This window comes from candidate division KSB1 bacterium (assembly GCA_022566355.1).
Classification (GTDB): Bacteria; Zhuqueibacterota; JdFR-76; order JdFR-76; family DREG01; genus JADFJB01.
Genome location: JADFJB010000001.1, coordinates 65,063 through 78,016 on the forward strand (window position 1 = coordinate 65,063; position 12,954 = coordinate 78,016).

Sequence of the window (12,954 nt, forward strand, 5' to 3'; positions counted from 1 at the left end):
TATGCAAACCGATCATTCTATGCCTAAGGGATTAAAAGAAAAAATTCAACCAATATTTTGGGATCATTTCGGTATTAAAGAAATGCCTTTTTCAAGGACTGAGAATCCTAATTATGTTTATTGGAGTGCAGGGCATAAAGAAAATTTGATGTCCCTTAGAAAGGCGGCGTTAAAAGGGCAAAATATACTGTTCACAGGCAAAAAAGGTAGCGGCAAGACTTTAATCATTAATTCTTTTGTAAAACTTTTACCAGATGAATATCGTGTTGTTATAATAAATAATACTTTTACAAACCTAGAGTATTATTTACGTAATATTTGCAAACAATTTGGTATTACATCAACTGAAAAATCCAGTTTTGAACTTATTCAATCATTATCCTCCGAATTAGAGATTAATAGACGATTAAACAGAAAATCTTTGTTAATCGTTGACGATATACAATCTTCGAAACAGAATGTTTTATTACTACTTGGCAAGCTGCTGAATTTATTCCCAAAAGGCTTACTTCAATTTATTCTGGTGGGAACGAGTGAGATTTTAACAATATTAGAAAATGAAGAGTTGAATGATTTATCTAGATTAATTGATGTGAAATTGAATCTCTCTACATTGAATTATCAAGAAGTCAAGCAGTATATCAATCACAGGTTTGCTGTTGCGGGCAATCAAGAATGTTCAATTTTTAAAGAAGATTCTGTAGATAATATCTATGATTTATCGAAGGGAATTCCTTTAAATGTAAATAGGGCATGTAATCGTTTATTAGCTGAAGAATTCCTAAAAAGAGCTAAGCAAATAACTTTTCTCGATAAAGACAACTCTGATTCTAACTTACTGAAATTTGAGTTGGACACGAATGACACTTCACTTCAGTTCTTGGAAGATGCAAAGCCTGCAACAATAGAATTAAAAATAGAGGGTACAGAAACTAAACCTGACAAAAACGAAGAACAAGTTAAAGATAACTCTTATTTAGATGATGAAACAATCACAATTACCACTCCTGAAAATTTCGTATTGCAGGAAACGGCCAATCATATGGTACCTTCACTATTAAACAATTATTCAGATAAAGTGTTAAATGATTTTCAAAAAATATTAGAGAATATAAGGTTATCTGCTGGTGAAGATTCATTGAATATTATTGGAATTGTGAGCCCCATCCACAAACAAGGTACGTCTACAATTGCAAGAATTCTATCTTTAGTCGCATCTGGATTGGAGATCTCCAATGAAAATGAAAACCCAATGATTTGTTCAAATAATGCCACCCCCAACAGGATACTTTTGATTGATACACAATTAAGGGCGCCGGAATTACATAAGAAATTCGAAATAACAGCGGATTTCGGCTTGATGGATTTTCTCACAAAAAATATTTCAATAGAGAAATGCATTATTAAAATCCCTAATTCAAATCTCAACATAATTACTGCTGGTAGTTGTAGTCCTTTCAACAGGAAACCCCACGGCTTTGAAAAACTTAAGATAGCTCTTGAAAAACTTAGAGATCAATTTGATTTGGTTTTGATGGATTTACCACCAATTTTAGAATATGGTGAATCGATTTCTCTCTGCCGAATTTGTGATGGAGTTGTTTTAACTGTAAAATTAGATGATTGCCGGGTTGAAGTTTTAAAAGAATCAAAGAAAATTTTAACCCATGCGAATGTTCGTATAATTGGTGGTATTGTGAATCACAGAAAATTTTATTTACCACAATGGTTGTACCGCAGGTTATAAGCCTAAAATTTATTGGAACAATATTCATTAGGATTTGAATCAATGAGTTATCTGCAAATAGTTAAACCTTCTATAAAAACTCAATCTTCTTCCAGGATAGCGAGTTATAAAGAATTTAAGGCAACTATTATACAAGAAATTGAGCATGTCAACCGTAATAATCATTTTTTTTGGTTGATCAGTTATCGGATTGAAACGAAGGATGTAAGATCAGAAAGCGGAAGGCGGATATATGATATTATTTCAAGTAAAATACGCTCTTCAGATAAAATAGGAATTTTAAATGATGGTATTGGTGTTATTTTATTAAATACTGATGCAGAAATCGCAGAAAAACTTGCATTGAGTATTTGCACTTACATCTCAACATTTATGCCTCCACCGTTTTATACTATTTTTCCATATCCAACGAACCGGGACGATAAAACAAGACCTTTAGATTTTTTTGACCAGTTTGATGATTTAAAAACCAATGAAAACAGCGTTATGGATTCAAACCCAAGACCAGTTGATGAGTTACCTGGGAATGGAAACGGAAGTCCAACTTTCGCCCTTTCATCATCAAAACGATATTCTTCCAACAATACGATTAAAAATGCAATTGGTAAGTTTAAATCGGATGGACGAAATTCACAGCATGTAATAATGATAGGCATGAATCAGCGATCTATGCAATTCGCTCTAGATATTGAATCAAATCCGGGTTCTGGTTATAGCATTGATGGTTTTGTTGATAATGAATGGGATGGATCAGTTGATTGCTTAAAGCAGGGGTTTGAGTTGGTAGCAAGTTTTGATCAATTTTCAAAATATATGAATGAGCATGTGATCGATGAAGTGGTTATTGGTCTTCCGATGAATTCTCATTATCAAGAAGTATCTCGTATTGTATCTTTATGTGAGGAGCAGGGTATCAAAGTCAGGTTTCTGCCCTCTATGTTTAATTTAAGATTTGCTCGCTTAAAAATTGTAAATGTAGAAAGTTATGCTTTGGTTACCTTCGATCCAGTGAAATTAACGGGGTGGAAGGTTTACATCAAGCGTTTCTTTGATATCGTTATTTCTGCGGTTTCTCTTTTATTGTTTTCGCCACTTTTCCTGGTTATTTCTCTATTAATCAAGCTGACTTCAAAAGGACCCATTTTCTTCGTTCAAGAGAGAGTAGGTCTAAACAAAAGAAAATTCTCGTTGTATAAATTCCGCACTATGATATCTGGTGCAGAAGGTATGATGCCCGATCTCGAATCAGCCAACGAACTTCAGGGGCCAACCTTCAAGATGAAAAATGATCCCCGGGTTACAAGGTTTGGGAAATTACTCAGGAAATCCAGCCTTGATGAAATACCCCAACTTATCAATGTGTTGCAAGGATTTATGAGTCTTGTCGGGCCCAGACCACTTACACTTAGAGATTATAGTGGTTTTGAAAAAAACTGGCATCGGAGGCGATTTAGTGTACGTCCCGGGCTAACTTGCCTGTGGCAGATCAATGGCAGAAATAATATTCCATTCGATAGGTGGATGGAGTTAGATATGGAATATATTGATAAATGGTCTCTTTGGCTTGATTTAAAAGTTATGTTAAAAACCATTCCTGCAGTAGTTTTAGGAAAAGGGGCTGGGTGATTTCAAAATAAGGGGTAGCTCATTGATTGATTCAAAAAAGCGATGATTTTTTCAAGCTTCTTACTCGTACTCAAACGTAATTCAAAAAAACGATGACTGTCTTAGTTAAAACTGAAGAAAGCATTCTCACTGCTAAATCATGGTTAAGTAGTTTAACTGTACTGTGGCAGAGTCTGTTTGGCAAAACTGCCTGGAAGAGTGTCTTGGGTTTAACGGACCAGGCAATCGTTAGCGGCACTAATTTTTTAATAACCGTAATTGTTGGCAGACTGTGTGGAATAAATGAACTAGGCGTTTATTCCCTTGGATTTAGTATCGTTATATTGATTGTCAATATGCAAGAATCAATAATTTTTGTGCCTTATACAGTTTATGTTAATCATACTCCCAAGGAATCCCGCGCACAGCATGCCGGAAGTATTTTCATCCAATATTGTTTGTTCTCTATATTAGCTGTAATCTGTTTAATTGTGTCAGCAACACTTTTTTCAACAGTTTTCGAATATAATCGCATTGCATCTTTGATCTGGGTACTCGCGGGAATTACTCCTTTTATACTATTACGGGAATTTGGCAGACGTTTCGCGTTCGCAAATCTACATTTTGCATCGGCTTTAATTATTGACATGGGAGTCGTGCTGATATTAATAAGTGGTCTGGTCTGGTTAGGTTTAATTGCTAAGCTATCTGCTATTACCACATACGCAGTAGTTGGTTTGGCATGTGCGATAGTAAGTCTGGTATGGTTGTCTAAATTTAGCAAAAGCATGAAAGTAAATTGGAGCGATGTAAAACGAGAGATAAAGCGAAGTTTGTTATTCGGAAGATGGGTTCTTGCGAGCCAGATAACCGGAACTTTTCATGGGTACTTAATGTTCTGGATGCTAGCGCTAATGATTAGCACTTCTGCTACCGGCGCCTATACCGCTTGTTGGGCTATAGTATCAATTGCAAACCCCCTTATTTTGGGAATTGGCAATGTATTAGCACCGAGAGCTGCTCGCTTATATGCTGAAAGTGGCAGTAAAGAAGTTCGTAGAGTGATATTGAAAACCACATTGCTTATGGGGGGTGTCATGATCTTGTTTTGTGTGATGATGTTTCTTTTTGGTGGTGAGTTGATGTCTTTTTTCTATGGCAACGATTATGAGGGGTTCGAATCCACAATTCGTGTATTGGCAATGGGAATTGTCTTATCCGCTTTGACCATTACAGTAGATATTGGTTTACGCATTATTGAGAAACCGAATAAAAATTTTAAGGCATGTTTAATTGGTTTAGGTGTAACGATTGTTGTTGGGCCGTACCTGGTCGTTCAGTGGGGAGTTTTGGGTGCGGCTTATAGTATGCTAGCAGGCTCAATGATCGCCTTGTTAGTTAGGTGGATAGCTTTTTTACGGCTTGTGGATAATTCATATAGCTTAGACTAATTATAATTATGAACCAGACCTTATCTTTACTACCAACAATAGATAAACGGTTGCTCAATCAAACGAAACCTTTTACGATGTCTATGTGGATCGGTGCTATTTTATTAAGTGCTGCTGTCTTTTTTAACAGCTTCAGCATCACGCTTATTGGTTTAGAAAAAGGAGCCCAGTTTTCGGTTCAGTATACGGTGATTATCAGGTTGTTGCTGTGTGCTGGATGTGGGCTCTATGGTTTATTCTATGTGAGAAAGACGGTTAAAGAATTTTTTCGCTTTCCAGGCGCCTGGAGTTTATTGCTCGGACTATGGGGGTTAGTCACGGTTGCTTTTGCATCCAATATCCCTTACACCGCAACGGCTTGTTTTGCAATCTTTTGTATTATTTTGTTTGTACCGGCTCTAATAATCAATTTAGGTTATCGGCGAGTAATGTTTTCAATCTTAGCGGGACTATTAATTTACTGTATTGGTTCCTGGGTACTATACTTTATTTGGCCTGAATTAGGGCGCTATGCTACGGAGCCTAGTCGGTTAGGCAACAGTTCCAATGAATTAGGTCTTCAAATTTCGTTGGCGGTGGCAACAATCTTAAGTTTAAAAATAGCTGGATATCTAAGCCGAGGAACTATGCTGTTTCTTTTAGGATTTTTTTGCATCTCTGCCTATTCCACTGGAGCCAAATCTGCAATGGTGTGTGTAATGATAGTAATCTCATATTTTCTGTTCCGGAAAGTCAAAATCCCCGCAAAAGTTTTTACCGCCTTCGGTGTTATTATTGTCATTTCATTAATATCCTTAGTTTATTTCAGCGGGTTGGTGGAATTGAATTCCCAAACGATACTTAAGAGCCTAACTCGCTCAGGTGATGTGGAAGAAATGTACACCTTTACTGGTAGAACAGACATCTGGTCATTTGCAATAGATAAGGTGTTTGAATCACCCTGGGTCGGTTATGGCTATGGTGGGTCTCGTTATGCGTTAACTGAATTTTCGAACCACGCATATGGTGAAAATGATTTACATCATGCTCATAATTTGTTGCTTAATACGATACTATGTGTAGGATTATTTGGCGGTGTTATTTTGGTTGCAATGCTACTCACTCAACTGGGCAAATTGCTCACAAGTCCTTCTATTTTTCCGGATCTTATCCTTATTGTTGTGCTCATTATAGGTTTAACCGAACCCGTGTTATTTGGCCCAATGCCGAGGGGCAGCACAATTATTTGGTTAATCGCATTGTTTTGGCGTCAGCTTGATAAGTTCTTACAACCTATTGATGCTCTTCCGAAAGAGATTCGCGGCGCCCCAATGATTATTTCTACACCAGGTCCAAACTATCAGTATCAACCCCTAAAATGAGGAATTTGCCATGAAAATTTTAGTCTCTCACAATCATTATCAGTGGTTTGGTGGGGAGGATCAAGTTTATATTGACGAAACTAGTTTGCTGGAGGCTAATGGTCATGAAGTAGTTCGTTATACGCTACATAACGACGCTATCGATGAAATGAGTAATTGGGAGATTTTACGAAAGACTTTTTGGAACCAACAAACTTACTGTAAAATAAGAAGCTTAATCCAAAAAGAGAAGCCGGAAATTATACATTCTCACAATACTTTTCCTCTAATTTCGCCTTCCCTCTATTACGCAGCCAGGGCGGAAAAAGTACCTATAGTTCAAACATTACACAATTATAGACTTTTTTGTTTGAACGGTTTCTTTACAAGAAAAGGAAAGATATGCGAGGATTGTTTAGGTAAGACGTTTGCATGGCCAGGAGTGCTAAGAGGTTGCTATAGGCAAAATAAGGCTGCTAGCACAGTAGCAGCGAGTATGATTGGATTTCATAGATTAATCAATACCTGGTCTCAAATGGTTTCAAGGTATATTGCACCATCAAAATTTACCATGGAAAAGTTTATTCAAGCAGGGGTTCCCCGTAACAAAATTGTATATAAACCTAATTTTATTCACTCTGAACCAAGCGTCGGTAAGGGGAATGGAAACTACGTCGTTTTCGTCGGACGGCTTTCCAAGGAGAAAGGGATAGACATACTGCTTTCTGCTTGGTCGCAACTGCGGAAGCCAATAACATTAAAGATTGTCGGTGAAGGTGAATTAGCAGAAAACGTTTGCAAGGCAGCTAACCAGGACAATCGCATCGAATGGCTTGGCAGGCAGTCGCAAAGCTCAGTCTATTCTATAGTCGGAGACGCCGCTTGTTTGGCTATGCCTTCTATTTGGTATGAAATATGTCCCAAAACCATTCTTGAAGCTTTTGCCAAGGGAACTCCTGTCATAACTTCGCGCCTGGGAGGTATGGCTGAGTTTGTGCAGGATGGCCACACGGGATTGCTCTTTGAGAGAGGGAATGCTTCCGATTTGGCGGCAAAAATCGATCAATTTTTTAGTAATCCATTAAAAATGGAGCAAATGCGGAAAGTTGCTCGCGAAGAATATGAACAGGAATATACTTCTGAGACCAACTATAGAATGTTGATAGAGATCTATGAAAAGGTGCTTGGTGAAAAAGCACAGGGGGGTTTCGATAGTAGAGCTTTAAAACGTACGGCCGCTTAAAAAATTGAATAATCACACAATTGGCTACTCGTCGTTGACCATTTGAACACAGTGAAGCCAAAGGTTTAGGACATGAATAACAAAATCAACATGAAAAGTTCATTTAAGCGATTCATCAGTTTGAGACACAACTGGCTCAAGAACACAGCAGCTGTCATAATCGGAATCTCGGTTTCATTTTTGTTGGCCGAATTGTTGGTTCTGTTGGTTGTAGGAGAGATTCCCAAGTTCCCGCGTCGCGTTGTAGAGGCTCCTTGGGGTATTCGTTACAACGACCCAGGGGCCAGGTACCGACACAAGTCTGCTGATGGAACATGGCATTTCCGAATCAATAATCAAGGAATGCGGGCTGATCGCGATTACACTTATCAAAAGCAACCTGGTGTCAAACGGATTCTCAGTTTGGGTGATTCGTTTACTTTGGGTTTTGAGGTAGACGGCGAAGATACTTATTCCAGTGTAGTGGAACGAAATTTAAATTTTATCGGGATTCAAACCGAAGTGCTAAATACGGGTGTTTCCGGCTTTTCCAACGCCGAAGAATATTTGTACCTTGAGCGGGAATTGCTCAACTATAATCCGGACCTTGTGATCATATCGTTTTGGATCAATGATTTCATGGACAATATACGCACCGGTCTTTTCCAGCTTGACGGTAATAGTCTGATTAGACATAACCAGCGATATGTGCCCTTGGGAAGTTTAGGTAATTTTTTCAATACAAATATGCTTTCTACTTTTCTTTCTGAGCGGTCCAATGCATTTGTGTTCCTAAAGCAGTCTCTTATAGGCATTGCGAAAAGATGGATTGAAACGCAGAAAGAGAAAGAAATACAACTTTCACCGAACTCCGATTTGAACATCAATAATACATATCCATTAGGTGATATTATGGTGAATGTAGAAAAATATATATATGTGCGCAGATTAACAGCAACCATTTTTAATCATTTTTACAACCTGCTTAGACAAAGAAATATTCCAATGATTATTCTGAGCATACCAACACCTTACTGGGATAGAAGTGATCCTTTGGTTGAAGAATTTCCTCTCGAGTATTTTGATATAGATCGTCCGGGTATCACCTTTGTCTCTGGTAAGGGTCTGCTAGATTCTCATGTCAGCCATGAGTTGCTGTATTGGCAACAATCCCAGGTTCACTGGACGCCTTTCAGTCACGAACAGGCTGGCAAGGCTATAGCAGAATTAATTCTGGATCATAATCTTCTGGGCAAAATTAATCATGCCGTAATTTCGCACTATTAATGATCGATAGACGACTAACAAACCTGAAAGTTTCTTAGTGATAATAAAAACATAGGTTCTATCCAATGAATTCAAGAGTCACAAACATAGCTCTCAAAACACCAAAGGTCAGTATTGGAATGCCGGTTTTTAATGGCGCCAAGTTTATTGATGAAGCGCTCCAGTCATTTTTGGTACAAACGTTTGAAGATTTTGAACTGATCATATCGGATAATGCTTCTTCGGATAGCACAGAATCGATTTGTCGGGAATATGCTCGCAGGGATAAGCGAATCAAATACTACAGACAGGAAACTAACAAAGGGGCAATTTGGAACTTCAATCATGTTTTTAAACTTGCCAGAGGCAAATACTTTAAGTGGGCGGCTTATGACGATATTTGTAAACCAACATTTCTTGCCCGCTGCATTGATGTACTGGATAAGGACCCGAGTGTTCTATGGTGCCATACAAAAAGTGGAAAAACTGATGCAAGCGGTAAAGAGATTTTAAGATGGAAAATTGGCCAAAACAATGAACTGCCCAGGAATAATTATAATTCTCCCAGTCCGCATAGGCGTTTCAAAGGCGTTTTGTTAGGCACAAATTGGTGTGTTGATAGCTATGCCGTATTTCGCGTTGATGCGTTAAAAAGTACTCGAATGCTTCTTCCTTGCTATGGAGCTGAGAAAGTACTTTTAGGTGAAATGAGCCTTCGGGGATGTTACAAGGAAGTACCTGAAAAACTCTTCTATCAGCGACATCATCTTGATGCTGCAAGCAGCTTAAATTCTTCGGTAAAACAACAGAGGTATATGAATCCTAAAAACACGAATCATTTTGCATTTACGAGGTTTAAACTTTTATTTGGCCATGTCATTTCCATCATAAGAACAGATTTGACAACTGCAGAAAAAATATTATGTTTTTTTGTTATTTTTCAATACCTTCTGCAATTCAAAAAATGGAGGAAAATTATAATTAAAACAATTTTCGGTAGTGGTCTTGCTGAAGACCTGTCTATTTTACATACTACCTGCAAAGATAGTCAGGAGTGGAATTCTTTTACTTTGCAAAAGTCAAAACAGGAACCTATTACAATTAAAACATGATAAGTTCTTTTAAGTCTATTTTCAAATACAAGCACAAAGCCTTTTAACAAGAACATTGTCGCTCTTTAAAATTCAACGGGGCTTCAAAGCGAAGTGTTAAATACTGGGTTTCTGGTTTTTTCAATTCCGAAAAATATTTTATATCTCAAACGATAATTGCTTAAACACTATCCTGATCTGGTGAACATATCGTTTTAGATTAATGACTTTTTAGACAATTTTCGCACAGGTCAATTTCAGTTTGAAGGTTGAAACCTGATAAAAATATATCAAACTAAATTGCTATTCTGGGAACGATCCCATAATCATTGGACGCCAATTAGCCTGAACAAAGCAGTAAAGGCTATGGCAGAATTAATTCGGGACGTAATCTGATTGGCAAAATCAATAATGCCGGAGTTTCATAAAATTAATAAGAAGTTATTCTTCTAGAAGTTCCAATCCAAGTAATACCCAATCCAATAAAAATAAAAGAAAAAGTCAAATATCTAATATGACAAACTTTGAAAATGACAAGGTCAGTCTTTCGATTACAAACGGATTTAAAGTTAAGATTAATCCTACAAAAATTGCTTTTTGGCTTATTAAACTTGTGCTCATTATTCTAATAGTTGGTACTATTGCAAATGTGATAATCTATAACGTAGCTCCAAGCACAGATCATAAACTTGCAAAAATAATGCAACGATTTGATTTAGGTCATGAACCCAGTATTCCAGCATGGTATTCCTCAATTGCACTTCTTGGTAGTTCGATTTTATTAATCATCATTGCTTTGATTAAAAAGAGTAATGAAGACAAATATGTGTTGCATTGGTTTGTCCTATCTTTTGTCTTTCTATATCTTTCTTTAGATGAAGCTGTCATGATTCATGAGATGGCTGATGATACACTACATTCATGGCTTGATTCAGGTGGGATTATTTACTTTGCATGGGTCATTCCGGGCATTTTCTTTGTACTTCTTTTCACTCTATTTTTCACAAAATTCCTTATAAATCTGGAGCCCCGTACGCGTTGGCTGTTTATCGCTTCTGGCCTTGTTTTTGTTGGCGGCGCTATTGGATTAGAACTTATTGAGGGTGTAATTGTCGATGCGCAAGGAATTGAAGGAGGCTTCAAATCTTTTCAACTGACGATAGCTCAAACCATTGAGGAGGGTTTGGAGATGTTCGGCATTGTTCTCTTTATTTATGCTTTGCTAGAATATATCAACAAACACATAAACTTGGTGGTGGTGAAAACCTCGACCAGAGAATACAATTAAGGCTTTTATTATCCTTAAGATAGTCAGAGTGTTATTTGGAACCGCCGGGGTTGGTCTGAATAATACTCCATTCTAAAAGCAAGTCTTACAGAATAAATCCCTTTCCAGACAGCTCTTATTAGTGTCGTATTTTACGAAAATTTAACGAAGATATGTGCAGATGGATAACTCTAGTAAAATCATCTAGTTAACTTCATTATGATCAAAGTAGTGTCGTAATTTACAACTTTCCTCAAAACACTCCTTATCACAATTATTATTGAATTCTACCATAAATAATTAACCTAAAATATTAATAAACAAATACTTAAGAAGATTTCGTTAGAGCGCTTAACGCATTTAATTTATTTGGAACAAGGCTTGCCAGTTAATTTCGGTATGAAAATTCGAAGAATCACAAACACAAATTTTTCGAACAAGTTTACGAGGGAGAATTTCCTCGGGTTTGATATACTCAAGGGTTTTATAGTAGACGAAATAAATCTCGGCTCACAAAGATCTTAAAGTCGGAATCAAACCCGATAACGTTAGCGCCACTGAAATCTCGAAAATCATTAAATGGGATTGACGTGGCGGAGCTGTACCTTTCTGAAAAAATCTAGAGTGATGAATACGGAGAAAAACTAAATTTTTAGATATCATAAGAATGATAACCATTTTTATTAGAATTTTTTTGACCTCATTTTTGATTACAAAGGATGACTTTTATTAATGATTAATATCGAACAACTTGAGAAAACTGAAACAGCAATTGAATCCGTAGCAATTGAATGTCCTGCATGTGGATCGCCGGATCAAACGGATTTTTATAAGGTTAAGCACCTTCCTGTCCATGTATGTTTACTTTTTGATAGTGCCGAACAAGCACGAAATACTGTGACAGGCGATATTATTTTGTCTTATTGCCACAGTTGTGGATTCGTTCATAACCGCATATTCGATCCAAAAAAGGTCACCTATGAGCCAGGGTATGAAGCATCTTTAATCCACTCTTCAGTATTTCGCTCATACATCAATGGGGTTGCATCGCGCCTTATTGAACGATATGAAATTCTAAATAAAACTGTGTTAGAGATCGGTTGTGGAGCGGGAGAATTCCTTTCCTTGATTTGCCAAATTGGAGGAAATATCGGAATAGGAATCGATCCAACTATTAAATATGAATATACCAGACAAGTAGGGGATGGAACCATAAGAATGATTCGTGATTTTTTTACGGAAAAGTATGCAAATCTTCACTGTGACTTTATTTGTTGTCTTTCTGTTTTCGAGCATATACCAGGTCCATTAAATTTTTTGAAAAATCTCAGAAAAATAATTGGCGACCGCAATATTGGCATTTATTTCGAAGTCTTCAATGCTTCTCATGCCTTCCACAATCAGGAAACCTGGAGTATTCATTACGAGCAGTGTAACTACTTTACCCTTCAAGCTTATGTAAGAATATTCGAGCGCAGTGGATTTAAAGTCCTCGATTCCGGCGTTTGTTATGAAGGGGATCAATATCTTTTTGTGGAGGCAAAAACCGATAGCAACACCTCTTTGCCGGATACAAAACAATCTAATTTAAATGGCAAGCTACCCCCTGAAATCTCCATGTTTGCTGAACATCACCAAAGAAAAATAAAAAAATGGAAAGATCGGTTGAGGGACTATAAAAAACAAAACAAGCGTGTCGTTGTTTGGGGTTCAGGAGGTAAGGGAATTGGGTTTTTAAATGCTCTCAATACCGAGGATCTGGTAGATTTTGTTGTGGACATTAATCCGAATAGACAAAATAAGTATATTCCCGGGTCTGCCCAGAAGATTGTTTCGCCCGAATTTTTAATAGAGCATCGACCGGACCTTGTGGTTATAACAAACCCCCTATACGAACAAGAAATAAAAAATCAGGTTCGTGAACTCGGCATCTCATGCAGCTGTCTAATAGCTTAGGTTGCGATC

9 protein-coding genes are annotated in these 12,954 nt (G+C 37.3%); all 9 read left to right on the forward strand.

Annotated elements, in window-relative coordinates:
* The first annotated feature begins 1 nt into the window (after window position 1).
* The 9 genes from IIC38_00260 to IIC38_00300 all read left to right on the forward strand — a co-directional run bounded on the left by IIC38_00260 (window position 2) and on the right by IIC38_00300 (window position 12,945).
* Window positions 2-1,747 carry an AAA family ATPase gene (locus IIC38_00260; GenBank protein MCH8124393.1) on the forward strand — a complete coding sequence of 582 codons (1,746 nt, stop codon included), beginning with the start codon at window positions 2-4 and terminating at the stop codon, window positions 1,745-1,747.
* A gap of 42 nt (window positions 1,748-1,789) precedes the next feature.
* On the forward strand, window positions 1,790-3,373 hold the full coding sequence (locus tag IIC38_00265) for a sugar transferase (GenBank protein ID MCH8124394.1): 1,584 nt from the start codon (window positions 1,790-1,792) through the stop codon (window positions 3,371-3,373).
* Window positions 3,374-3,465: 92 nt separating this feature from the next.
* A complete protein-coding gene (locus IIC38_00270) occupies window positions 3,466-4,803 on the forward strand; it encodes an oligosaccharide flippase family protein (GenBank protein ID MCH8124395.1) in 1,338 nt (445 codons plus the stop codon).
* A gap of 77 nt (window positions 4,804-4,880) precedes the next feature.
* A complete protein-coding gene (locus tag IIC38_00275; GenBank protein MCH8124396.1) occupies window positions 4,881-6,164 on the forward strand; it encodes an O-antigen ligase family protein in 1,284 nt (427 codons plus the stop codon).
* A 10-nt stretch (window positions 6,165-6,174) separates the two neighbouring features.
* A complete protein-coding gene (locus IIC38_00280; protein ID MCH8124397.1) occupies window positions 6,175-7,386 on the forward strand; it encodes a glycosyltransferase in 1,212 nt (403 codons plus the stop codon).
* A 72-nt stretch (window positions 7,387-7,458) separates the two neighbouring features.
* Complete coding sequence (locus IIC38_00285; GenBank protein MCH8124398.1) at window positions 7,459-8,652, forward strand: SGNH/GDSL hydrolase family protein; 1,194 nt, start codon at window positions 7,459-7,461, stop codon at window positions 8,650-8,652.
* Window positions 8,653-8,717: 65 nt separating this feature from the next.
* Window positions 8,718-9,743 carry a glycosyltransferase family 2 protein gene (locus IIC38_00290; GenBank protein ID MCH8124399.1) on the forward strand — a complete coding sequence of 342 codons (1,026 nt, stop codon included), beginning with the start codon at window positions 8,718-8,720 and terminating at the stop codon, window positions 9,741-9,743.
* A gap of 493 nt (window positions 9,744-10,236) precedes the next feature.
* The gene (locus IIC38_00295) at window positions 10,237-11,010 is read left to right on the forward strand and encodes a hypothetical protein (protein ID MCH8124400.1); all 774 of its coding nucleotides are present in this window, start codon (window positions 10,237-10,239) and stop codon (window positions 11,008-11,010) included.
* A gap of 711 nt (window positions 11,011-11,721) precedes the next feature.
* Window positions 11,722-12,945, forward strand: a complete 1,224-nt coding sequence (locus IIC38_00300) for a methyltransferase domain-containing protein (protein ID MCH8124401.1) — start codon at window positions 11,722-11,724, stop codon at window positions 12,943-12,945.
* Window positions 12,946-12,954 lie beyond the last annotated feature (9 nt).

What these genes read in the sequence shown, in the direction of transcription:
- IIC38_00265 (MCH8124394.1), top strand. Translation starts at nt 1,790, where the DNA reads ATGAGTTATCTGCAAATAGTTAAACCTTCTATAAAAACTCAATCTTCT.
- IIC38_00270 (MCH8124395.1), top strand. Translation starts at nt 3,466, where the DNA reads ATGACTGTCTTAGTTAAAACTGAAGAAAGCATTCTCACTGCTAAATCA.
- IIC38_00290 (MCH8124399.1), top strand. Translation starts at nt 8,718, where the DNA reads ATGAATTCAAGAGTCACAAACATAGCTCTCAAAACACCAAAGGTCAGT.
- IIC38_00260 (MCH8124393.1), top strand. Translation starts at nt 2, where the DNA reads ATGCAAACCGATCATTCTATGCCTAAGGGATTAAAAGAAAAAATTCAA.
- IIC38_00275 (MCH8124396.1), top strand. Translation starts at nt 4,881, where the DNA reads ATGTCTATGTGGATCGGTGCTATTTTATTAAGTGCTGCTGTCTTTTTT.
- IIC38_00300 (MCH8124401.1), top strand. Translation starts at nt 11,722, where the DNA reads ATGATTAATATCGAACAACTTGAGAAAACTGAAACAGCAATTGAATCC.
- IIC38_00285 (MCH8124398.1), top strand. Translation starts at nt 7,459, where the DNA reads ATGAATAACAAAATCAACATGAAAAGTTCATTTAAGCGATTCATCAGT.
- IIC38_00280 (MCH8124397.1), top strand. Translation starts at nt 6,175, where the DNA reads ATGAAAATTTTAGTCTCTCACAATCATTATCAGTGGTTTGGTGGGGAG.
- IIC38_00295 (MCH8124400.1), top strand. Translation starts at nt 10,237, where the DNA reads ATGACAAACTTTGAAAATGACAAGGTCAGTCTTTCGATTACAAACGGA.